The sequence below is a fragment of the Allorhizobium undicola ORS 992 = ATCC 700741 genome (assembly GCF_000621665.1).
Classification (GTDB): domain Bacteria; phylum Pseudomonadota; class Alphaproteobacteria; order Rhizobiales; family Rhizobiaceae; genus Allorhizobium; species Allorhizobium undicola.
Window position 1 is genome coordinate 76,768 of the sequence record NZ_JHXQ01000013.1, and the last position, 23,587, is coordinate 100,354.

The following is a 23,587-nucleotide window of genomic DNA, read 5'->3' on the forward strand; positions in this document are numbered from 1 at the left end:
AGTATGACCATCAATCTGCACAAGCCGGACATTACCGAGCTGAAGCCGCGCATCACCGTTTTCGGCGTGGGTGGCGGCGGCGGCAACGCCGTGAACAACATGATCACCGCCGGTCTCCAGGGCGTGGATTTCGTGGTGGCCAACACCGATGCCCAGGCCCTGACCATGACCAAGGCAGAGCGCATCATCCAGCTTGGCGCCAATGTCACCGAAGGTCTCGGCGCGGGTTCCCAGCCGGAAGTGGGCCGTGCGGCCGCCGAGGAATGCATCGATGAAATCATCGAACACCTCAACGGCACGCATATGTGCTTTGTCACCGCCGGCATGGGCGGCGGCACCGGCACGGGTGCGGCTCCCGTCGTGGCGCAGGCCGCCCGCAACAAGGGCATTCTGACGGTGGGCGTCGTCACCAAGCCGTTCCACTTCGAAGGCGCGCGCCGGATGCGTCTGGCCGAATCCGGCATCGAACAGCTTCAGAAGTCTGTCGATACGCTGATCGTCATTCCAAACCAGAACCTCTTCCGCATCGCCAACGACAAGACCACCTTTGCCGACGCCTTCGCCATGGCCGACCAGGTGCTGTATTCCGGCGTTGCCTGCATCACCGACCTCATGGTCAAGGAAGGTCTGATCAACCTCGACTTCGCCGACGTCCGTTCGGTCATGCGCGAAATGGGCCGCGCCATGATGGGGACCGGCGAGGCATCGGGTCCGGGCCGCGCCATGCAGGCCGCCGAAGCCGCAATTGCCAATCCGCTGCTCGATGAAACGTCGATGAAGGGTGCCCAGGGCCTCCTGATCTCGATCACCGGTGGCCGCGACCTGACCCTGTTCGAAGTGGACGAAGCCGCAACCCGCATTCGCGAGGAAGTCGATCCGGATGCCAACATCATCCTCGGCGCGACCTTCGACGAGGCGCTGGAAGGTCTGATCCGCGTTTCCGTGGTTGCCACCGGCATCGACCGCGCCGCAAATGCGCTGGAAGCCCGTGGCGCGGAAATGCGCACGATGGCGGCAAAGCCGATCGTGCGTCCGTCGGTGGCCATTCCGGCAGCCCAGCCCGTTCCGGTGATGAGCGCTCCGGTTGCTCCGGCACCCGCCCCGCAGCCCGCACCCGTCATGCAGGCCGCTCCCGCTCCGGTCGCTCCGGCTCCGGTTGCTGCACCGCGCGCTGCCGATCCGATCGCAGACCAGATCCGCGCTGCCGAAGCCGAGCTTGAGCGCGAGCTGGAAATCGCCGTTGCCCGCCAGGCTGCCATGCAGGCCCAGCCTGCCGCTCCGGTTGCGCCCGCAGCCGCTCCGGCTGAAGACTTCCGCCCGCAGAGCAAGCTCTTCTCCGGTTTTGCCGTCTCCGAGCCGAGCCCGGCCCGCCAGTCTGAGCCCGTTGCCCAGCCGCAGGCGCCTGTCATGAGCCGCCCGGCCATGCAGCAGCCGGTGCGTCAGGAACCGAGCGTGGCGCTGCGCCCGTCGGAACCGGCCCGTATGCCGAAGGTCGAGGATTTCTCGCCCGTCGTGCAGGCCGAAATCGATCATCGCGCCCAGGCTGTTGCTCCGCAGCAGAATGAAGAACGCGGTCCCATGGGCCTGCTGCGCCGGATCACCTCCTCGCTCGGTCGCGGTGAAGAAGCTGCCGAAGCTCCGGCAGCCCCCGCCGCTCCGGCCCAGCCGCAGCGCCGCCCCATGTCTTCCGAGGCCAGCCTCTACGCCCCGCGTCGTGGCAATCTCGATGAGCAGGGCCGTCAGGTGCCGCAGTCGCGCATGGGCAGCGATGACGACCAGCTGGAAATCCCGGCTTTCCTGCGCCGCCAGTCCAACTGAGGCGTTTCACAAGGCTTGCAAAACCGGGCGTCAGCGCCCGGTTTTTTTGTTCCATCACGCAATGTTTCCACAGGTTTTTATTGTTTTTTCAATTGGATGACTTCGTAACAATCGGAAAGAAACATTGATTTGGTTTGTTGCGTTTCCCCCCGTATATCCGGGAGACAAGGAGCGCGGAGGAGGCAGGCAAGCCTCTTGCCAAGGCGCCGAAATATATGCCGCGGCCATGACCTGGGATCGCGGCACGCTTTAAAAGGTAAACTGTCCATGGCCATCGGCTTGCTGAGCTTCCAGACCACCATCGCGCAACCGGCGACCCTCAAGGGTACGGGCGTGCATTCCGGCCAGCCCGTAACCATGAGCTTTCTGCCCGCCGAGGCCGGTACCGGCATCGTCTTCCATCGCCAACATGCCGACGGCCGTGTCACCGAACTCAAGGCCGTTTCCTCGCAGGTTGGCAATACCGACCTCAGCACCGTTCTGGGCTTTTCGCCCGATCGTTGGGTGGCCACGGTCGAGCATGTCATGGCGGCGATTTATTCGTTGGGCATCGACAACCTCATTGTCGAGGTCGATGGGCCGGAGACCCCGGTCATGGACGGCAGTTCCGCTGTTTACATCGATGCGATCGAGCAGGCCGGCATTGTCAATCTCGATGTCAAGCGTCGCTATATCCGCGTACTCAAGACGGTTCGCATCGAAAGTGGTGCCTCCTGGGGCGAGTTCCGCCCCTTCGACGGCACGCGCTTCGAAGTGGAAATCGATTTCGATTGCCCGTTGATCGGCCGTCAGGGCTGGAAGGGCAATCTGACGCCGGAAACCTTCAAGACGGAACTGTCCCGTGCCCGTACCTTCGGCTTCATGCGCGATGTTGAGCGGCTCTGGGCCGCCGGTCTGGCGCTTGGTTCCTCGCTTGAAAACTCCGTGGTCATCTCCGATGACGACAAGGTGGTGAATGTCGAAGGTCTGCGCTACCCGGATGAATTCGCCCGCCACAAGACGCTCGATGCCGTGGGCGATCTGGCGCTGGCCGGTGCGCCCTTCATCGGCTGCTACCGCTCCTATCGCGGTGGTCACAAGGTCAATTCCATGGCGCTGAAGGCGCTTTTGTCCGACACAACCGCCTATGAGGTGGTGGAAGCGCCGGGCGCCCGCTCTGCCCAGGCCCGCGCCCGCGAGTTCGTGGCCGTCAACGAGCCGGGTTTTGCGCCCTGGAGCGCGTGACGTTCGGAACTTCAAAACAGGGCGCCTCGGGGCGCTCTTTTTTTATCCGCTGTTTTTTTCGGCAAAATAAAGGTGGAGAAAAGCAGATGGCCATAAAAATGTATGAATGCATCACCATTGCGTTGCCCTCAACGTGGCTTTATGGCTAAAACGCCTTGCGAAGGCGAGGGCTCAACAAGCGCCGCTGCAATCGGGATCTGTCGTATGAGTGAAGTGAAGTCTTCCATGGTCTATCAATCGGCGCGTGCCATGACGCTGTGCCTTTCTCTGCTCGGCACTGCTGGCCTGCTGACGGCCTGCCAGACCGACAAGGACATTGATATTACCAAACTGGCCGCCGAGACGGACCCGCCGGAAACCCTCTATAATCAGGGCCTTGCCAATATCAAGGCCGGAAATCTGGCCGAGGCCTCGCGCAAGTTCGACGCGGTGGACAAACAGAATCCCTTCTCCGACTGGTCGCAGAAGGCGCTGGTCATGAGCACCTTCGTCAAATATCGTCAGGGCAAATACACCGAAGCCATTTCCACCGGTACGCGCTACATGACGCTCTATCCCGAATCGAAGGATTCGGCCTATGTGCAGTATCTGGTCGGTCTTTCGAACTGGCGTCAGATCCCGTCCGTCACGCAGGACCAGAAATATTCCACCCGCACCATCGAAGCCATGCAGAAGGTGGTGGATACCTATCCAAGCTCGGAATATGTTCAGGACGCTCAGGTGAAGATCCGCTTTGCCCGCGACCAGCTGGCCGGCAAGGAAATGCAGGTTGGCCGTTATTATCTTGAGCGCAAGGAATATCTGGCCTCCATCCAGCGCTTCCGCACCGTGGTGGAAAAATATCCGACCACCAACCAGATCGAAGAGGCGCTGGCGCGTCTGGTCGAAGCCTATATGGCGCTTGGCGTCACGCAGGAAGCGCAGACGGCGGCTGCCGTGCTGGGTCACAATTATCCTGACAGCAAGTGGTATCAGGACAGCTTCAATCTGCTGAAGGGCGGCGGGCTTGAGCCGCGCGAGAATCAGGAATCCTGGATTTCGCGTGCAGGCAAAAGGCTGTTGCTCGGCGATTCCGCCACCTGATCTCGGTTGCCCTTTTTCGAAGAGACGTGAGACGCCATGCTGGTCCAGCTTTCGATCCGGGACATTGTGCTGATCGAGAGGCTGGATCTTGGCTTTTCGCAGGGTCTTTCCGTATTGACGGGTGAAACGGGCGCGGGCAAATCCATTCTTCTCGACAGTCTTTCACTGGCGCTGGGCGGGCGCGGTGATGGTGGCCTTGTGCGCCATGGCGAGGACAAGGGACAGGTAACAGCGGTTTTTGACGTGGGCGCGAGCCACGCCGCGCGTCTGCTTTTGCGCGAAAACGGCATTGATGACGATGGCGAACTGATCTTCCGGCGGGTGCAATCCGCCGATGGCCGCACCCGCGCCTATGTCAACGATCAGCCGGTCAGCGTGCAGCTCATGCGGCAGGCAGGTCAGCATCTGGTGGAAATTCATGGCCAGCATGATGACCGCGCACTGGTGGACACGGGTGCCCATCGCATTCTGCTGGATGCCTTTGCGGGGCTGACCGAGGAAGCGCAGGCGCTGGGTGAGACCTATCGCCGCTGGCGCGAGGCAGAGCGGGCCTTCAAGACGCATCGCGCCCGCGTGGAGGCGGCGGCGCGTGAGGCTGATTATCTGCGCGCCTCCGTGGAGGAGCTGGAAGGGCTGAGCCCGCAGGAGGGCGAGGAAGAGGAGCTTGCCGAGCGCCGCGCCCGGATGCAGAAATCCGAACGCATTGCCGGTGACATTGCCGAGGCGAGCGAATTTCTGAACGGCAATGCCAGCCCCGTGCCGATGATCGCCTCGCTGATGCGGCGGCTGGAGCGCAAGAGCGGCGAGGCTCCCGGCCTGCTGGAAGAAACCGTTTCTCTGCTGGGCAGTGCGCTGGATACGCTTTCCAGCGCCCAGATGGAGGTGGAGGCCGCATTGCGCCGCACCGAGTTTGATCCGCGTGAGCTGGAGCGGGTGGAAGAGCGGCTGTTTGCCCTGCGCGCCGCTGGCCGCAAATTTTCGGTGGCCGTTGCCGATCTTCCGGCCCTTGCGGAAAAGATGATGACCGATCTGGCCGATCTCGATGCCGGCGAGGAAAAGCTGGCGCGGCTGGAAGCGGCGGTGACGGAAACCCGCGCCGTCTTCGATCAGGCGGCATCCGCCCTTTCGCAAAAGCGCAGCCATGCGGCTGCCGCCCTTGCCGATGCGGTGATGGCCGAGCTTCCGGCGCTCAAGCTGGAGCGGGCGCGTTTCATGGTGGAAGTGACTGCCGATCCCGCCAATGCGGCTGCGGAAGGCATCGATACGGTCGAGTTTCACGTGCAGACCAATCCCGGCACGCGGCCTGGGCCTATCATGAAAGTGGCCTCCGGTGGCGAGCTTTCGCGTTTTCTGCTGGCGCTCAAGGTGGCGCTTGCCGATCGCGGGTCGGCGCCCACGCTGGTTTTCGATGAAATCGATACCGGAGTTGGTGGAGCGGTGGCAGATGCCATTGGCCAGCGGCTGAAAAGGCTTTCGGCGCGCGTGCAGGTTCTGTCCGTCACCCATGCGCCGCAGGTGGCGGCGCGTGCGGCAACGCATCTGCTGATTTCCAAGGGCCCGGCCAGCGCGGGAGATGAGCGCATCGCAACCCGTGTGGCAACCATTGGCCCGGACCATCGGCGGGAAGAAATCGCCCGGATGCTGGCGGGGGCCGAGGTGACGGACGAGGCCCGTGCTGCCGCCGCAAAGCTTCTGGCCGCCGAGAGCTGACAACCCCTCCGCCTCACGCGCGCGATGGAACAAGAGGGCGCTGTCATGCGTCTTCAGGCCATGCGCTGTTCCCTTTGTTTTCCCGTCTTTTCGCTCCCGTCTTTCTCTGCGATGGTGAGCCATGATTGATCTGCTGCAAACCTATTGGCCGCATATTCTGGCCGTTGTTTCCACGCTGCTTGGCACGGTGGCGGCGGTGCATGTGGCCATGACCAAGCGGGACGTGCGTTCCGCCATCGCCTGGGTTGGCGTCATCATTCTCTCACCCATTGTCGGGGCGGTGATTTATGGTCTGGTGGGGATCAACCGGGTCCGGCGGGCCAATTTCATGGCGCGGCGCAATCTCAGGCGCAGCCGCCTGCGTCAGGCGCTGGCGCCCTATGCCATCGAGCCCGGCGAGGTGGAAGCGCGTTTCGGCCCGCGGCTGGAACAGTTGCGGCGGCTGGGCGACAAGGTAGCGGGCCGGGCGCTGACCTCCGGCAACAGGCTGGAGCCGCTTCTCACCGGCGATGCCGCCTATGCGGCCATGCAGCAGGCCATCGATCAGGCCGAGCATGGCATCTTGATGGAAACCTATATTTTCGATCGCGACTCGGCGGGCATTGCCATGGCCGACCGGCTGATCGCGGCGGCAGCGCGCGGCGTGGAGGTGCGGGTGCTGGTGGATGCGGTGGGCGCCCGCTACAGCACACCCAGCATTCTGTCCTATCTGAAAGAGGGCGGGGTGAGGGTGGCCGCCTTCAATGGCCGCGTCATTACCGGGCTTCGAATGCCCTATGCGAACCTGCGCACCCACCGCAAAATCCTGGTGGTGGATGGGGCGCTGGCCTTTATGGGCGGCATGAATGTGCGCGAGGGCTTTTGTGGGCCGGATGCCTCCCGCGACACGCATTTCAGGGTGACGGGGCCGGTGGTGGCCGATCTCTTCGCGGTTGCCGCCGAAGACTGGACCTTCGAGACCGGCGAGGTTCTGAAGGGGGATGCATGGCAGATCCGGCTTTCTGCGGGGGAAGCGGGCACGGTGCCTTTCGTCCGGGCGGTGGCCTCCGGGCCGGACATCAATCTCGAGGTTAACCAGCGGGTGCTGATGGGGGCGTTTTCGGTGGCGGAACGTTCCATCCGCATCATGTCGCCCTATTTCCTGCCGGATAATGTGTTTCTTTCGGCGCTGGCAACGGCGGCGCGGCGCGGCGTGCAGGTTGAGATCATCGTGCCGTCCAGGAACAATCTGGCCATCGTCAGCCGCGCCATGACGGCGCAATTCGAGGCGATCCTGAAGAATGATTGCCGTATATTCCGTGCCAACGGGCCGTTCGATCATTCCAAGCTGCTGGTTGTGGACGGGCGGTGGGCCTATGTGGGCTCGTCCAATCTCGATTCGCGCTCGCTGCGCCTGAATTTCGAAATCGACCTTGAGGTCTACGATGACGATTTTGCAGGGTTTATAGAGCGTCGCATTGCGCAGAGCAGACATGGTGCGGAAGAAGTGACCTTGGACGCCCTGCGGGCAAGGCCTTTCGCGATCCGGTTGCTGGAACGTGTACTTTGGCTGGGTTCGCCCTATCTCTGATCGGGACAAGTTTTCAAAACCGGCGGCGGTATTGCATGTGATGAAGAAAAAAGACCATAACCTTGCCGCGCAGGTCATGGCGTCCCTGCGCAACCGGCGCGGGCGGCCTGTGACGGCGGTAGCGGATACGGAAAGGCCCGGCCTGCGGGTGGCATCCTACAATGTGCATAAATGCGTGGGAACGGATCGCCGCTTCGATCCCGACCGCGTCATGCAGGTCATTCGGGAAATCGGGCCGGATGTGATTGCCCTTCAGGAAGCCGACAGACGGTTCGGCGACCGGGTGGGGCTGCTGGACATGGCCCGCCTCAGCCATGAAATGGGGCTGACGCGGGTGCCGGTTTCAGGAATGCCGCGCTCGCATGGCTGGCGTGGCAACGTGTTGTTGTTTCGCGAAGGCATGGTGCGCGATGTGCGGCCCTGCGTGCTGCCGGGGCTGGAGCCGCGCGGCGCGGTGGTGGCGGAAATCGACCTGGGCGAAGGGCGGGAATTGCGGATCATTGCCGCCCATCTTGGCCTGTTGCGCTGGGCCAGGCGCCAGCAGGCGGATTTCATTCTGGATTTGATCAAGGCCCGCAGCGATTGCCCGACGGTGCTGATGGGCGATTTCAACGAGTGGAGGGTTGGTCCAGGCTCGGCCTTGACCCGTTTCGAGCCGGTGTTCGGGCCTTTACCCGCGCCTGTTCCAAGCTTTCCCGCCCGCTTGCCGGTGCTGGCGCTCGACCGCATTTTGACCAACCGGCCGGGCGTTCTGTCGGATATTGCCGTGCATGACAGCCCGCTGGCACGGCTTGCCTCCGACCATCTGCCGCTCAAGGCCCGGATCGATCTCACCGCCGCTGCCAAAGCGCAGCAAGAGGGCTTTTCCTCCGGCGATTTTTCGCTATGACCAGACGGCGACATTCTGGAGGCTGCAATGGCGGACGAACTGATCCCGGTGGAACACCTGACGGAAGAGGCGGCAAGCGCCGAGCTTCGGCGGCTGGCAGACGAGATTGCCCGTCATGATACGCTCTATCACGGCAAGGACAGGCCGGAGATTTCCGACGCCGATTACGATGCGCTGAAGCGGCGCAACGAGGCGATCGAGAGGCAATTTCCCGCGCTGGTATTGAGTGATAGCCCCTCGCAGCGGGTGGGAGCCGCACCTGCGGGTGTGTTCGCACAGATTACCCATGCGCGTCCCATGCTGTCGCTGGACAACACGTTTTCGGATGAGGACGTGCAGGATTTCGTTGCCTCCGTCTATCGCTTTCTCGGCCAGATACCGGACAATTCCATTGCCTTCACCGCCGAGCCGAAGATCGACGGGCTTTCCATGTCGATCCGCTATGAGGGCCGCAAGCTGAAGACGGCGGCCACGCGGGGCGATGGCACGACGGGTGAAAATGTCACCGCCAATATTCTCACCATCAAGGAGATACCGACCGAACTTCCGGCCGATGCGCCCGATGTGGTGGAGGTGCGCGGCGAGGTCTATATGGCCAAGAGCGATTTTCTGGCGCTGAATGCGCAGATGGAGGCGGAAGGCAGGCAGGCCTATGTGAACCCGCGCAACACCGCCGCCGGTTCCCTGCGCCAGCTCGATGCGAAGGTAACGGCCAGCCGCAAGCTGAAATTCTTCGCCTATGCCTGGGGCGAGATAGGCGAAATGCCCGCCGACACGCAGCATGGCATGGTGGAGGTGTTCCGGCGTTGGGGCTTTCCGGTCAATCCGCTGACACGGCGGCTGACCTCGGTGGATGAGATATTGGCGCATTACCGCGAGATCGGGCTGAAACGTGCCGATCTCGATTATGACATCGACGGCGTGGTCTATAAGGTGGACCGGCTGGACCTTCAGGCGCGGCTGGGCTTTCGTTCGCGCTCGCCGCGCTGGGCGACGGCGCACAAGTTTCCCGCCGAACAGGCCTTTACCCGTATCGAGCGTATCGACATTCAGGTGGGGCGAACCGGCGCGCTGACGCCGGTGGCGCGGCTGGAACCGATCACCGTGGGCGGCGTGGTTGTCACCAATGCCACCTTGCACAATGCCGATTATATTCATGGGATCGGCAATAGTGGCGAACGCATCCGTCCCAAGGATCATGATATTCGCGAAGGCGATACCGTCATCGTGCAGCGTGCGGGAGATGTCATTCCGCAGGTGCTGGATGTGGTGCTGGAAAAGCGCCCCGAGGGCTCTGTCGCTTATGATTTTCCAAAGACCTGCCCGGTATGCGGCAGTCATGCCGTACGCGAGCGCAATGAAAAGACCGGAAAGCTCGACTCGGTCACGCGCTGCACCGGCGGTTTTGTCTGCTCGGCGCAGGCCAAGGAGCATATCAAGCACTTCGTCTCCCGCAATGCCTTCGACATTGAGGGCCTTGGTACGAAGCAGGTGGACTTCTTTTTCGACAGCGAAGATCCGGCCCTGCAAATCCGCAGGGCGCCCGAAATTTTCACGCTGAAGGCCCGGCAGGAGGCCTCGCTCACCAAGCTGGAAAATATCGAGGGCTTCGGGCGTGTCAGCGTGCGCAAGCTGTTCGAGGCCATCGATGCACGCCGCGAGATTGCGCTTTCACGCTTCATCTTTGCGCTTGGCATTCGCCATGTGGGTGAAACCACGGCCAAGCTGCTGGCGCGTTCTTATGGCTCCTATGCGCATTTTTCCGAGGCCATGCAGGCGGCGGCGCCAAAATTCGGCGAGGCCTGGAACGAGTTGAACGCCATAGAGGGCATTGGCGAGGTGGTGGCGGCATCCATCGTGGAGTTCTTCAAGGAACCCCGCAACCTCGATGTGGTGCAGCGCCTTCTGGAAGAGGTGCGCGTGCAGGAGGCGCAAGCCCAGGCCACTGGCGATAGCCCGGTGGCTGGCAAGACTGTGGTGTTTACCGGCTCGCTGGAGCGCTTTACCCGTGACGAGGCCAAGGCGCGTGCGGAAGGGTTGGGCGCCAAGGTGGCGGGCTCGGTTTCGAAAAAAACCGATTACGTGGTGGCAGGGCCAGGGGCCGGTTCCAAGCTGGACAAGGCCCGCGAACTGGGTGTGACGGTGATGAGCGAGGATGAATGGCTGGCGCTGATCAACGGGTGATCGAGAATGGCCTGTTTGAGTGCTTCAGCAATTTATAATTACACTAAAATACATACGCTCCTTGCTTTGTGTATTTTGTGATGAAAACCGGTTTATACCTTTGCTGAAACGGTGATCGGTGCCGATCCACATCTTGAAATTGATCTTCCACCATGCATGGTTGTTGCCGCGTTGTCGGGTGCGGGATTGTCCTAGAGCACTTCCGGTGAACACGGGTTCACCTACAATGCTCTAACTTCTTGTTTCGGCGCATTTCCGGACGCAAAACCGACTACACTTTTGCTGGAAATGCTCTAGCAAATCCGTCTTTCGATGATGCATGACTTTTGTTTTGTGGGGACATTATGCGTATCTTCAAGCTTTTCGGGCTTGGTCTGGCCGCTTTCACGGTCATGACCGGCACACCTTACTCTGCCGACAGCCATCGGTTCGTCTTCGTCAACGATACCAAGGCCGCCCTTATCCGCCTGACCTTCCGTTCCATCGATGGAAAGGGCGGCAAGACGGAAGTGCTGAACAAGCACGGCCTTGGCATTGGCAAGAGCCGGGTGATTTCCGTACCCAATGACGGCACCTGCAAATACGGCGTTCTGGGCGAGTTCGAGCAGGATGGCGGCTATTACGACCTGATGGACAAGGTCGATCTGTGCGGCGTTGGCCGTTACACGCTGCGCGACCGCTAATAGCAAGGCTCGAAGATGCGAACGCATCCTCGCCTTGAGGGGATTTCGAATATCTCAACTGCGTCAGAGGCCTGAGATATTCGAAAGGAGAATACCAAGGGTCATTTTCAATGACCCTTGGTATAAGCCCGCCGACAGGATCGGGACCAGAATTGGCCGATGGCGGCGCTTGAATGTGTCGTCATCCCGTTGCATGGCTGGAACGGTCTTTTGCATCGGGGGTTTTCATGCGCTTCGTCACCGTTTCAGGCATTGCTTTTGCAACATTGTTTTCCGGCTCGGCCATGGCGGCGGAAAGCCATCAGATCACCCTGGAAAATCATAGCAAAGCCGCCATTGTGCGCGTGACGTTCCGTCCGCTTGATGGAAAGGGTGCGAAGGTCGAGGTGCTGAACCGTAAAAGCATCGGCGCGGGCAAGAGCCGGACGGTTTCTGTTCCGACAGACGGAAAATCCTGCAAATATGCGCTGCTGGCAGAATTCGAGCCCGATGCAGAGCTTTACGACGTTACCGACAAGCTCGATCTTTGCGAGGTTGGCACCTATACGATCGAATAGGCCTGAAGCATTTCCGGGAAATCTCGCCGCCGGTTTTCCGGTCCGCGCAACGCTGATTACCCAGAGATCCTATGGTTCGGTCATGCCGACGGCGGAGAGCCGGAGGGTCTTGTCTTTCGGATCGTGGGTGAAGATCAGCGCGCCGCGGGCGCGTGAATGGGCTGGAACATAATCGAAGGTCACTTCCGCACCTTCCAGCGGTTCGCTGCCGTCAAGAACTTCGCCGCGCACCTCTACACCTGCCGCGGAACTGGGCGCGTGATTGCGAATTTCGAAATTCACGCGCCAGCCAGCCTCCAGACGGTCGGTTCCGAGCTTGTGAATGGTCAGATCCGGTGGGGCGCTGGTGGCGGTTACGGCCTCATAGCCGATCCAGCCTATCAAGGCGGCAACCACCAGCGTGGAGACGGCGCCAACCACCCATTCCAGCCAATGCGGCGCGGCGTTTTCGATATTTCCGCCCTGTTTCGTGATGGTCATGGCAGCGGCCTCATAAAATCAACCGTGAAGCGGCCGCGCCCACCGCGGCAGGAAAGCCCAGAACAATAACGGTCATGGTGATTTCGAAAGCTCCCGTGTCATCCATTCTGCCGAAGAGCCAGAGAAGCAAGGCACTGACCAGCAGGGCAACGACATAACCGGGCAGGGTAAAGCGGATCAGTGCGTGCCAGCCCGGAACGCCCTCTTCGAGCCTATGGCCGCCCGGAAAGGAGAGTGTGTAGACAAAGCCGTGCATGAGCAGGATGGAGAGCGCGATCAATACCAGCGCGTGCCAGGCCGTCATCTTGTAGGCGATCAGAATCATCTCTTCGGTTGGCGCCATGTTGAAGGCAAGGAACATGGCCCCGGTGGCCATCATCAGCATTTCGATGACGTAACCCGTTTCCGAGGCGTTGCCGTCATCGTCGTCTTCCCCCATTTCGGAGCGGGCTTGAAGCTGACTGCGCCCCAGCATGGCGCCAATGCTGGCTGGTACCGCCTGAATGGCAATCTTGCCGATTGTTTCGCGAAGAGGCATGTCAAAAGTCATGACTCCGAAAACGGCAAGAATCATGGCGCTTGCCAAAATACCCAGCGCATAGGCGATCACAGCATCGCGAGCGGCATCCCGCCAGCCGATCGTGCGTTCAAAGCCGATGCGGTGCGCCAATATGACAAGGACGGGAATATTGAGAAGCAGCAGCAGAAAAAGCCTGAGCCGATCCATGTAGAAGCCGAGAAACCACATTTCCATGGTCATCAGCATTGGCAGGGAAAACAAAAGCGAGCCGGCAAGGCCCCGCGCCAGTCCAAGGAAACTGAGATGCCTGCCTGTTGAAAGCGCCGCATTGGTCATGGACGTCCCCCTCGCTGTCCAAAACCATCAGGCCGCAAAAGGTTCCACATCCGCGTGGACGCCAAATCCCGCCCGGCAAAGACAGGCTTTACCGGGCGGGATCATGTGAGTGTCATCGGGGATTCAAAGCATTTTCAGGAAAAGTGGACACCGGTTTTCCGTTCGAAAATGCGCCAAAGAAGAGCATTTTCAGGAAAAGTGGACACCGGTTTTCCGTCCGAAAATGCGTCAAAGAAGAGCATTTTCAGGAAAAGTGGAGACCGGTTTTCCGTTCGAAAATGCCTTAGCCGTTGGATTTACCCTTGCGGGGCTTTTTCCGATCGGCACCTGCGGGGCCACGATCGTCGAAGCGCGGCTTGTCGGTGCGGAAGGGCTTGTCGGCCTTGAATGGACGGTCGGACTTTGCGGGCTTGTCGCCGGTAAAGCTGCGGGCAGGGCGCTCGCCCTTTGGCTTCCAGTCGTCGCGGCGCGGCTTGGCGCGGGGCGCATCGCCCCAGACTTCGGCATCGGCCTTTTGCATGTCGTCCTTGAAGCGGGGCCTGGACGGGCGGGCGCCTGCGTCCGCGCGATCGCCATAGGGCTTGCGTTCACGCGGTGCCTTGGGGGAAGCGGAGAAATCCGGCATTCCCTTGACCGGGCGCACCTGAATGCCACGATCCAGCGTCTTGTTCGGGCCGATGGCGGCCAGGAACTGATCCACGCCATCCTCGGCGATTTCCACAAAGGTTTCTTCCGGCTGCATCTTGATGGCGCCGATTTCAGCCTTGGTGATCTGGCCGTTGCGGCACAGCATGGGAATGAGCCAGCGCGGTTCGGCATTCTGCCGCCGTCCGACGGAAAGCGAGAACCACCGGCTGGGGCCAAAGGCATCGCGCGGGCGGCTTTCGCGGTGGGGCGGCGCCTCGCGGCCATCGCTGGCAAAATCCTCGCGGTCGCGGCGCGGACGCTTCTGCGGATCGACCGTTACCGGCACCAGATCTTCAGGCGCCGAGCGGCTGGCGCGATAGTTGCGGATGAAGGCAGCGGCAAGCTTTTCCGCGCCATGTTCGGCCAGCAGACGTTCGACCATGGCGGCTTCGTCTTCGCCCACCGGATCGGCAAGCGTGGCTTCTGCCAGCAAACGCTCGTCGTCGCGGGCCAGAACCTCGTCGGCGGTGGGCGGAAGCGCCCATGTGGGCCGCACATTTGCGCCATCCAGCAGGCGTTCGGCCTTGCGACGCAGGTTCACCGGCACGACAAGCGCTGAAACACCCTTGTTTCCGGCGCGGCCCGTGCGGCCGGAACGATGCAGCAGCGTTTCGGAATTGGTGGGAAGATCGGCGTGGATCACCAGCTCCAGGCCCGGCAGATCGATGCCGCGGGCGGCGACATCCGTGGCGATGCACACGCGGGCGCGCCCGTCGCGCATGGCCTGAAGGGCATGGGTGCGCTCGTTTTGCGAAAGCTCGCCGGAAAGCGCCACCACCGAAAAGCCGCGATTATGCAGCCGCGCCGTCAGATGGTTGACATTGGCGCGGGTGGAGCAGAACACGATGGCATTGCGCGCCTCGTAAAAGCGCAGCATGTTGATGATGGCGTTTTCCTTGTCGGAGGGGGAAACCATCAGGGCGCGATATTCGATATCGACATGCTGTTTCTTTTCCGCCGCCGTCTCGATGCGCCGGGCATCGGCCTTCTGATAGCTGCGGGCAAGATCGGCAATGGCGCGCGGCACCGTGGCCGAGAACATCAGGGTGCGGCGATCTTCCGGCGCCTGCTCCAGAATGAATTCCAGATCCTCGCGGAAGCCGAGATCGAGCATCTCGTCGGCCTCGTCCAGCACCACGGCGCGGATTTCCGACATGTCGAGCGCGCCACGGGTGATATGATCGCGAAGACGCCCCGGCGTGCCGACGACGATATGCGCACCACGCTCCAGCGCACGGCGCTCGTTGCGAATATCCATGCCGCCAACGCAGGAGGCAATGATGGCGCCGGTCATTTCATAAAGCCATTCCAGCTCGCGTTTTACCTGAAGGGCAAGCTCGCGCGTGGGCGCAATGGCCAGCGCCAGCGGAAAGCCCGCACGGCCAAAGCGCGCCTGTCCGTCCAGAAGGTCGGAGGCCATGGCAATGCCAAAGGCAACCGTCTTGCCGGAGCCGGTCTGGGCGGAAACAAGCGCGTCCTGACCTTCGAGATCGGGGCTCAGCATGGCCTGCTGAACGGGAGTCAGGGTCTCATAGCCGCGTTTCAGCAAGGCCTCGGCAATTGCCGGGACGATGCCGTCAAAATTCGTCATCGGTTTATCTTTCGAAATGAGTAAGGCAGGCCCGTGGCACAATGGCGCGGCGCGGGCGGCATGTTTGACGCCTTCCTAATCGCCAATGGCCGGAAAGTACAGCGGCAATTTCGCGGCATGGATAATGGAGGCATCCGGCAAACGCGGCCAAAGCAGGGAGATGCACCAGCGCAGGCGGCAGTTTCAAAAAATGCAATCTGCGATGCATGTTTTTTAGCATTACGTTAAATTGTGCTTCGCAAAATGGTCCCCGGTCTGTTGTGCGGCGTGCGCGGTAAAGCCGCGCCCGAGAGTGGGGATTGTTCGATGATGACGCGGTTGAGCCTGTCCAGAAGCCTCTTTCTGTTCGGAGCCTGCTTGTTTGCCGGGCTCATGCTGTCCAGCGGCATCATGTTTTACGCCTTGCGGACACTGCGGGTGAACGGTCCGGTTTACGCCGATATTGTTCATGCAAAGGATGTGATTGCCGATATTCTGCCGCCGCCGCTCTTTGTCATCGAGGCTTATGTCGCGGCAACCGATGCGGGACAGGAACCGGCGCGCTTGCAGGCCAATGCCGAAGAGCTGGCGCGCCTGCGTAAAAGTTTCGATGCGCGTATTCGCTTCTGGCGCGGCGTGGCGCTGCCGGAGGAAATAACGCGGCTTTTGCGAGAAGGCGTGGAGCCTGCCAGCGCTGCCTTCTGGAGTGAGGTGGATACGGTTCTGCCGCTTTTGAACGGTGGCAAGACGGCGGAGGCTGAGCAGAGCCTCGTTCGTTTGCGGGTTCGGTATCTGGCGCAAAAGGCGGCGGTCGAGCAACTGGTCGCGGCATCGAACATCTATCTGGAAAGGGTGGAGGAGCGTGCCGCCAAAAGTTCGCTGCGGCTGGAAACGCTGGCCATCGCGGCGCTGCTGTTGTCTGTCGCGACCTTGTGGGCCGGATTATACGGCTTTCGCCGGGCAGCCATTGGCCCCATGCAGCATTTTCAGAAATTCATGAGTGGGCTGGCGGCCGGAAATTTCGATTTGACCGTGCCCTTTCTCAATCGCCGCGACGAGGTGGGCAAGATGGCCGAGGCCGGGGCGGTGCTGCGGGAGGCGGCGATCGAGAGACGCCGGATGCGCGAAGCCGAACGTGATCGTGCCGAACGCGACCGGCACGAGGGGGCGGCACGGCTGGAAGCGCAGGCGGCGCAGGCGGCAGACCTTCAAAAGGTTGTGGAGGATCTTGGTGCTGCCATGGAGCGGCTGGCGCAATTCGATCTGCGAATGACGCTGGATCATCCGTTCAGTGCGGATTTCGAGCCGCTTCGGCTTAACCTCAACAAATCGCTGGGTCTGTTTCAGTCCACCATGGCTGATATTCTTGGCAAGGTGGAAGGCGTCAAGGCAAGTTCCGCCAATCTCTACGGGCAGGTCGCCTCGATTGCCGAGCGAACCGAAAGACAGGCGGCGGCCCTCAAGCAGACGGCCGGGGCCATCGGGCAGATCAGCGAGCAGGTGGATGTGAACTCGTCCCGCAGCGCAGAAACCCGTGGACAGACCATCGATGTGCGAAATGTGCTGGAGCGATCCGCTGCCGTCGTGCAGGAGGCGGTCGCGGCAATGTCGCGTATCGAGGAGGCATCCGGCAAGATTGCCTCGATCACCGGAGTGATCGACGCGATTGCCTTTCAGACCAATCTCCTTGCACTCAATGCGGGGGTGGAGGCAGCCCGCGCCGGTGAGGCCGGAAAGGGCTTTGCAGTGGTGGCGCAGGAAGTGCGCGACCTTGCGCAGCGGTCGGCCAATGCTGCCAAGGAAATCGAAAACCTGATCGCCACGTCCAGTCAGGAAGTGACGCAGGGCGTGGATCTGGTTCGCCGGACAGGCCAGTCACTTGGCGAAATACAGGAACGGGTCACGGCCATTGCCAATGGCATAGACAGCGTGGCGGAAAGATCGGCCGAGCAATCCTCCAGCCTGCGCGAAGTTCGCGGCGTGGTGGCGGAAATGGATCGCATGACGCACCAGAACGCGGAAATGGCTCAAAATTGCAGCGCAGCCGCCGAAACCATGAATGCGGATGCGCAGGGCCTGAAACAGCTTGTAGACAGGTTTCTTTTTTCCACGCTCAGGCGTGCAGCCTAAGCACTTGCAGGAAAAGTGGCCCCGGTTTTCCGTCCGCAAGTGCGGGAAAGAAAGCACTTGCAGGAAAAGTGGCCCCGGTTTTCCGTCCGCAAGTGCGGGAAAGAAAGCACTTGCAGGAAAAGTGGCCCCGGTTTTCCGTCCGCAAGTGCGGGAAAGAAAGCACTTGCAGGAAAAGTGGCCTTGGTTTTCCGATTATGGTTGGGTGGCGCGGATGAGGTTCAGTCTGGCCATGGCATGGGCGTCAATGTAGGCGCCGGCGCGGAAGGCAAAGGCTTCATGCGTTCCCTCGCGCACGAAACCGCAGGATTCGTAAAGACGGATTGCGGCCTGGTTGTCGGTGTAGACGGTCAGTTCCAGCCGGGCAATATTCAGCCAGTTATCGGCCAGATCGATTATGGCGGCAAGGAGTGCCCTGCCGATGCCGAGCCGCTGGAAATCGTCGTGAACGCCCATGCCGATGGAGGCGACATGCTGTCGGCGGCCAGTCTGGCGCATCAAGGCGATGTCGCCAACGATTTGCCCGTTCAACTCGGCCACCAGCGTCGTCACCTCCGGCGGCTTTGTCTCCAGCCGCTTGCGCAGCTCCGGTTCGCTATGAAAGGGAAGGCGCAGGGTGCCGTTGCGGTAGTTCGCAAGATTGTGCAAGGCCGCTATTGCGGCAGCATCCGCCGGTATGCTGGCGCGGATAACGAGTTCGGCTATGTCTGCGCTCAATCGCGTCTCTTCTGGCATGTTTGATCCGTTAAAGCATTTTCAGGGAAAGTGGAAACCGGCTCTCTGCCCGAAATGCGCAAACACAAAAGGCCGGAGCGGTTTGATTGGCGGGCAAGATATGGCGAAAGACGGGCCCATGCCACAGCAAAGGTTGAAACAGGGAGAGGGCTGGTGAAAAACAGGGTTGGCCCTGATGCTGGGGAACCCTGCACATATGTGGCGCATTATAGCAAGGCTCGAAGATGCTAACGCATCCTCGCCTTGAAGTCATTTTGAATATCTCAACTGCGTCCGTCGCTTGCGTTATTCGAAAAGGGAATACCAAGCGTCATTTTCAGTGACCCTTGGTATTATAGCGAGGGACGCTTCGGGCAATCATTTGCGAAAGCAGGGAATGTCCCGCTGAAGAACGGGCCATGGACTTTGCGATACCGCGAAGCGGTCGCGTGAAACAGAACAAGGCAGGGCAAAATGAGCCAATATCGCAATGTCACGTTCGCCGTAATGACGGTCCTGCCGATCCTTTCGGCGCCGGTTCAGGCAGAGGAAGTTGGCAAGGTTGGCGTAGACTGGGTGGGCAACGACATTGTCGTGGAAGCTGTCAGTGACCCGAAGGTCAAGGGTGTGACCTGCCACGTCACCTATTTCGACCGTTCGGTGATCGATCGTCTGCACAAGGGAAACTGGTTCGAGGACCCGTCGAACAATTCCATTTCCTGCCAGCAGACGGGCCCGATCGAGATTGACGATATTGACCAGTCGAAAAGCGGCGAGGAAGTTTTCAAGCAGGGCCGCTCGCTCATCTGGAAATCGCTTGTCGTCAATCGCATCTATGACAAACAGAACGATACGCTGATTTACATGGCCCATTCCCGGCAGGTGGTGAATGGCTCCGCTAAAATGGCAATTTCGACGGTGCCGTTGTTCAATCAGCAGGTGAACTGGAAGAACGGAAAACCGACGCCCTGACCGGATCGGCAGAGGAGGGGCCGTGGACTGAAATGCCGCGGGGCCCCTTGTTTTCCCGATACCCCTTGTTTTCCCGAATTGACAGATCATGCGCGCAACCAAAAAAGGTCGCAACCGGATGAGGGTGAAGCCGCTTTTAACGCTTCCGCCCCCTTTTTAAGGAATTTGAGTTGAGGCAGAGTGCCAATGCACCAAAATGGCGTGGATGATCCGCTGCGTTCTGGTGCACTGCCTGCAAGATCCGCGCTTTTGCGGATCGGGAAATCGCCCGGACGCCATCCAGGGCGATTTTCTCTTTCAGGGCATGGTAAAGCGCTGCCTGCCTCAACGCGCCTTCACTTGACGTAAACGATCTTCCCGCCATTCATGGCCGTCTGCACCAGCACCACATTGTGCAGCTTTATGCCGCGTCGCGCCAGGGCTTCTTGAACCATGGGGTCACTATCCGCCTGCTGCTGTGCCTGCGCGATGCTGCGCGGAGTTGCATAACTTACGGTGGGCGGCAGGTCGTTATTGGCCGGCCCCTTGTGGTCTGCAATGTTAATCACCGTGACATTGTCATGGTAATTGCGGCCAAACAGCAAGGTCGCCACGTCGTCGGCGGTGGTGGCCGCGGCTGGCAGGGGCAGAAGGGCAAGGCCCGCAAGCGCTGCGGCGCGGAAAAATGTGTGTCTCATATCAGGCTCCTTCGCAACCATTGCTGCTTCTGTCTGAATATAGGAACAGGAACGACGGATTTGTATGGGACATTGGCCTTGGAGTGATCTGCAAATGCCAGTTTTCTCCGCTTCGGGTTTTCGAACATGGTTTGTCTCGCCGCTCCGCTCGACTCTACCTGTCTGTTTCGAGGCATTTTCGGACGCAAAACGCCAAAGCGCCGGATCGGGCCATCACTCCGATCCGGCGTTGTTTTTCGACGCGATGCCGCACGCGCCTTTTCCGCATACGCGGCGGCACTTTCAGAGCGCCGGTTTCAGGCCGCCTCAGGCGGCGTTGGCCAGCTCGTCCGCAATCACGGTATCGAGGTTGAGGAAGCAGACCATCGATTTTTCGAGAGCGACGATGCCGCGCGAGAAGGCGCGCTGGGCTTCCGGAATGATTTCCGGCGGCGGTTGCAGGTCTTCGCTGCGGATGGTCATCATGTCGGAAACCTGTTCCACGAGCAGTCCCACCAGCTTGCCGGCAATATCGGTGACGATGATGGCCGAGCGCTCGGAGGGTTCCGTCATGCGCATTCCCAGGCGGCAGGCCATGTCGATGACAGGGATAACCGCGCCGCGCAGGTTGATGAGGCCGAGCACGTAAGGCGGGGTGTGCGGCATGGGCGTGACCGGAGCCCAGCCGCGAATTTCACGGATGGCCATGATGTCGATACAGAATTCCTGATCGCCAAGATGGAAGGACACGATCTCCAGATAGGCACCGGATTGCTTGATGGCATTGCTCATGGTTAAAATTCTTCCCAGTGGTCGGTTGCTGCTGCGGTGGCAGGGGCGGCTGCCACGGCGCGGGCCGGGGCGGCTGTTCCCTTGGAGAAGGCGCCCGCCAGCTTGTTTACAAGCTGCTTGGCGGGCGATGGCTGCGGGGCCGAAGCCGCATGGACGGCTTCCGGCCGGGCAACGGCACGTCTTGTGCTGTTGCCGGTCTTGAACTGGCCAACCAGCTTTCCGAGGTTTTCGGAGTCGCTGGCGAGCGTATGGCTTGCCGCATTGGTTTCCTCGACCATGGCCGCATTTTGCTGCGTGACCTGATCCATTTGTCCAACGGCGGAGTTTATTTCACTCAGTCCCACGGATTGTTCGCGCGATGAGGTTACAATCGACTTAACATGGTCGTTGATTTGTAGAACATCTTCACCAATGCGATGCAAAGCCTCGCCGGTTGCCTTGACCAGATCCACGCCTGTATCGACTTCGTGGTTGGATTTGCCGACCAGGGTTTTGATGTCGCGGGCAGCGTCTGCCGCACGTCCGGCGAGTGCGCGCACTTCCTGTGCCACGACCGCAAAGCCTTTGCCCGCATCGCCTGCCCGCGCTGCTTCCACCCCGGCATTCAGCGCCAGAAGGTTGGTCTGGAAGGCGATCTCGTCGATGGCATTGATGATCTTGCCGATCTCGCCCGTGGCGGACTGGATGCGCTCCATGGCCGCCATTGCATCCTTGACGACATTGGCCGATTCCTCGGCGAAGTTCTTGGCGTTTTCCACCATGTGGCTGGCGTGTTCGGCGCGCTCGGCAGAGGTGCGCACCGTCTGCGTGACCTGGTTGAGGGCCGCCGAGGTCTCTTCCAGCGAGGCGGCCTGCTGTTCGGTGCGGCGCGCCAGGTCATCGGCGGCGGAGCGCATTTGCGCGCTGTTGGCCTGAATGCTGTGCGATGTCGCGCAAATCTCCGTCATGACGTTGCGAAGGTGGCCGGCAACCTGGTTGAAGTCGGTTTTCAACCGTTCCATGTCCTGCGGGAAGGGCTTGTCGATCGTGGTTTCCAGATCGCCATCGGCAAGGCGGGTCAGGCCTTCGGCCAGCGCTTCCACGGCGGTCTGAAGCCGGTCGCGTTCGGCCCTTGTGGCGCTCTCGCGCTCGCGCACTTCTTCTTCGGAGCGGCGAAGCGTTACGGCGCTTTCTTCTTCCAGCTTGCGCTTGTCGCGCACGGCATCGCGGAAAATTTCCGCCGAGCGGGCGATGTCGCCGATTTCGTCGCTACGGTCCAGCGCGTTGATGGGGCGCTCGTAATTGCCGTCGATAATGTCTTTCAGGCTTGAACTGACGCCCGAAAGCCCCCGCACGATGGAACGGGCATGGATGATCTGCAAGGCCAGAACGATGAAAAAGGCAAGAAGACCGATGCTCATTTGCAGAATGATGGAGCTGCTGGAGGCGCTGGTGGCTTCCGTCACGCGCTCTTCCACAAGCCGCGTGGCCGTGGTCGAGAGCTTTTCCAGCATGTCGCCCAGCCGCTCGCCTGCGCCGTCTATGGTGTCGTCGATGCGGGAATATTCGCTTTCCGACGCCTTGGTTTCCACCAGCCGTTTCAGCTCCACCGAAATTTCCCGCACAAGGCTTGCGGCGTCGGTCTCGTAGGTCTTTACCAGCGCGTCCTGTCCGATTTCGGCGGCCAGCGCCTTCACGACCGGCGCGGCCTTTGTAAGGGTGCTGCTGTTATCCGTGATGATCTTCATGCGCTCGGCTTGAATGGCGCCTTCATTGCGGTCGATGATGGTGTCCATGGCCGCAAGCGTCAGTTCGCCATTTGCCAGTCTGAGATCGTTGACCGTTTCCACCTGGGCCTTGAGGGAAAGGGCCCGGCGCAGGGAGGCGTCCACCTGGCTGCTTTCATAGTAGCCGACCGTAAGCATGGCCGCGATGCCGCAAACGGCGGCGCCGCCCAGGGTCATTAACCGGCGGCCAACCGTGAGCCCGCCTGCATTCTTCATATCAACCATAACCTGCCCCGAATCCCGCCCCGCTGCCATGCCGTCCGGCCCATGCCGGTGGTGGCGAAGCCTTGTCCCATTAGGAATATAAAATTCAACCAAAACAGGTTAATCTTCTGCTAATATTGCCGGATTTCAGGCGATTCCCGGTATTATTCTTCGCGTGGGCTTACCTTTCGATAAAGATGCCAGGTTGCATGGCCCGCAAAGGGCAGGGCAACAGGCAGGCCCAGAAAGCCCGGAAGGAGCGCGGCAAGCGCCAAAACAGCCACGATCATTCCAAAGCCGAGCGCAGCGGCTCTGTTTTCGGTTACAAATCGCAGGCTGTGGAGCATGGCCGAGATGAAGTCTATCTCGCGATCGAGAAGAAGCGGCATGGAGATGACGGTGATGGCAAACAGCAGGGCGGCAATCACCGCCCCTACCACGGTGCCAACGGCAAGAAAGGCCAGACCCTGCGGGGTGTGAATGACCAGCGAAACAAAGCCCTCCAGCGAAGCTGGAATGCGCGCGCCCAGAAACAGGGCCATCAACAGCCGCACCTGATAGATCCAGACCCAGAAGACGAAAAGCACGACGAAAGCCATCCACGACATCTGCCGCTCGCGCTGGCGAAATACTTCGGTCAACACGGCTCGCCAGCTCATGGCCTCCCCGGCTTCATGGCGGCGGCTGACCTCATAGAGCCCGACGGCGACAAAGGGGCCGATCAACGGAAAGCCAATGGCCACCGGAATCACAAGCCATGGCAGATGCAGCCACAGCAGCGCATAGGTAATGAAAAGCCCGCCCAAAGCATAGATGCCACCGAAAAACAGGCCGTAAACAGGATAAAGCCGAAAATCGCGCCAGCCCAGCCGGAAGGCCTCCCGCACATCGCCCGGCTGAAGTTTGCGCAAGGCTACGGTCTGCGCCACGGATGTATTTGCTGCCTGTTCCCCCATGCTTCCCTCCCAAGAAACGGTGATGACGCGCTCTGATTTTTATTTTTCCGCATTTCCGGACGGAAAACCGCAACTACACTTTTCCTGTG

Annotated in this window: 19 protein-coding genes; 11 read left to right on the forward strand and 8 right to left on the reverse strand. The window is 60.6% G+C overall.

Going from position 1 to position 23,587, the window contains the following annotated elements; all coding sequences use genetic code 11:
• The first annotated feature begins 3 nt into the window (after positions 1-3).
• The 9 genes from ftsZ (at position 4) to T424_RS21765 (ending at position 11,718) form a co-directional block, all read left to right on the forward strand.
• The gene (gene ftsZ, locus T424_RS0112600; protein ID WP_027488052.1) at positions 4-1,818 is read left to right on the forward strand and encodes a cell division protein FtsZ; all 1,815 of its coding nucleotides are present in this window, start codon (positions 4-6) and stop codon (positions 1,816-1,818) included.
• Between the two features lie 267 nt (positions 1,819-2,085).
• Entirely contained in the window at positions 2,086-3,042 is a 957-nt protein-coding gene (lpxC, locus tag T424_RS0112605) for a UDP-3-O-acyl-N-acetylglucosamine deacetylase (RefSeq protein WP_027488053.1), read from the forward strand.
• Positions 3,043-3,246: 204 nt separating this feature from the next.
• On the forward strand, positions 3,247-4,125 hold the full coding sequence (locus T424_RS0112610) for an outer membrane protein assembly factor BamD (RefSeq protein WP_027488054.1): 879 nt from the start codon (positions 3,247-3,249) through the stop codon (positions 4,123-4,125).
• A gap of 36 nt (positions 4,126-4,161) precedes the next feature.
• Complete coding sequence (recN, locus tag T424_RS0112615) at positions 4,162-5,835, forward strand: DNA repair protein RecN (protein WP_027488055.1); 1,674 nt, start codon at positions 4,162-4,164, stop codon at positions 5,833-5,835.
• Between the two features lie 121 nt (positions 5,836-5,956).
• Positions 5,957-7,405, forward strand: coding sequence for a cardiolipin synthase (cls, locus tag T424_RS0112620; protein ID WP_027488056.1), 1,449 nt, complete (start codon positions 5,957-5,959; stop codon positions 7,403-7,405).
• Between the two features lie 40 nt (positions 7,406-7,445).
• Entirely contained in the window at positions 7,446-8,294 is an 849-nt protein-coding gene (locus T424_RS20910) for an endonuclease/exonuclease/phosphatase family protein (RefSeq protein ID WP_051558957.1), read from the forward strand.
• A gap of 27 nt (positions 8,295-8,321) precedes the next feature.
• Entirely contained in the window at positions 8,322-10,478 is a 2,157-nt protein-coding gene (gene ligA / locus T424_RS0112630) for an NAD-dependent DNA ligase LigA (protein ID WP_027488057.1), read from the forward strand.
• Positions 10,479-10,822: 344 nt separating this feature from the next.
• Positions 10,823-11,161 carry a hypothetical protein gene (locus T424_RS0112635; protein WP_027488058.1) on the forward strand — a complete coding sequence of 113 codons (339 nt, stop codon included), beginning with the start codon at positions 10,823-10,825 and terminating at the stop codon, positions 11,159-11,161.
• A gap of 227 nt (positions 11,162-11,388) precedes the next feature.
• Positions 11,389-11,718 carry a hypothetical protein gene (locus tag T424_RS21765; RefSeq protein ID WP_051558958.1) on the forward strand — a complete coding sequence of 110 codons (330 nt, stop codon included), beginning with the start codon at positions 11,389-11,391 and terminating at the stop codon, positions 11,716-11,718.
• Between the two features lie 69 nt (positions 11,719-11,787).
• On the opposite strand, the gene T424_RS0112650 is transcribed toward T424_RS21765, so the two are convergent.
• From T424_RS0112650 to T424_RS0112665, 3 genes are all read right to left on the reverse strand, one after another.
• Positions 11,788-12,198: a TIGR02588 family protein gene (locus T424_RS0112650; protein ID WP_027488059.1), complete on the reverse strand. Its 411-nt coding sequence runs from the start codon at positions 12,196-12,198 to the stop codon at positions 11,788-11,790.
• 10 nt (positions 12,199-12,208) lie between these two features.
• Positions 12,209-13,054 (reverse strand): TIGR02587 family membrane protein, encoded by an 846-nt coding sequence (locus T424_RS0112655; RefSeq protein ID WP_027488060.1) that lies wholly within the window; start codon positions 13,052-13,054, stop codon positions 12,209-12,211.
• 283 nt (positions 13,055-13,337) lie between these two features.
• Positions 13,338-15,332 carry a DEAD/DEAH box helicase gene (locus tag T424_RS0112665; RefSeq protein ID WP_027488061.1) on the reverse strand — a complete coding sequence of 665 codons (1,995 nt, stop codon included), beginning with the start codon at positions 15,330-15,332 and terminating at the stop codon, positions 13,338-13,340.
• A 306-nt stretch (positions 15,333-15,638) separates the two neighbouring features.
• On the opposite strand from T424_RS0112665, the gene T424_RS0112675 reads away from it, so the two are divergent.
• Positions 15,639-17,441, forward strand: coding sequence for a methyl-accepting chemotaxis protein (locus T424_RS0112675; RefSeq protein WP_051558959.1), 1,803 nt, complete (start codon positions 15,639-15,641; stop codon positions 17,439-17,441).
• A gap of 192 nt (positions 17,442-17,633) precedes the next feature.
• On the opposite strand, the gene T424_RS0112680 is transcribed toward T424_RS0112675, so the two are convergent.
• The gene (locus tag T424_RS0112680; RefSeq protein WP_027488063.1) at positions 17,634-18,155 is read right to left on the reverse strand and encodes a GNAT family N-acetyltransferase; all 522 of its coding nucleotides are present in this window, start codon (positions 18,153-18,155) and stop codon (positions 17,634-17,636) included.
• 471 nt (positions 18,156-18,626) lie between these two features.
• On the opposite strand from T424_RS0112680, the gene T424_RS0112685 reads away from it, so the two are divergent.
• Positions 18,627-19,124 (forward strand): CreA family protein, encoded by a 498-nt coding sequence (locus tag T424_RS0112685; protein WP_027488064.1) that lies wholly within the window; start codon positions 18,627-18,629, stop codon positions 19,122-19,124.
• A 335-nt stretch (positions 19,125-19,459) separates the two neighbouring features.
• Here T424_RS0112685 and T424_RS0112695 read toward each other — a convergent pair whose 3' ends face one another.
• From T424_RS0112695 to T424_RS0112710, 4 genes are all read right to left on the reverse strand, one after another.
• The gene (locus T424_RS0112695; protein WP_154664899.1) at positions 19,460-19,801 is read right to left on the reverse strand and encodes a hypothetical protein; all 342 of its coding nucleotides are present in this window, start codon (positions 19,799-19,801) and stop codon (positions 19,460-19,462) included.
• A 306-nt stretch (positions 19,802-20,107) separates the two neighbouring features.
• On the reverse strand, positions 20,108-20,572 hold the full coding sequence (locus tag T424_RS0112700) for a chemotaxis protein CheW (RefSeq protein WP_027488066.1): 465 nt from the start codon (positions 20,570-20,572) through the stop codon (positions 20,108-20,110).
• A gap of 2 nt (positions 20,573-20,574) precedes the next feature.
• The gene (locus T424_RS0112705; RefSeq protein WP_027488067.1) at positions 20,575-22,563 is read right to left on the reverse strand and encodes a methyl-accepting chemotaxis protein; all 1,989 of its coding nucleotides are present in this window, start codon (positions 22,561-22,563) and stop codon (positions 20,575-20,577) included.
• A 143-nt stretch (positions 22,564-22,706) separates the two neighbouring features.
• Positions 22,707-23,498, reverse strand: coding sequence for a DUF2189 domain-containing protein (locus tag T424_RS0112710; protein WP_027488068.1), 792 nt, complete (start codon positions 23,496-23,498; stop codon positions 22,707-22,709).
• Between the last annotated feature and the right edge of the window lie 89 nt (positions 23,499-23,587).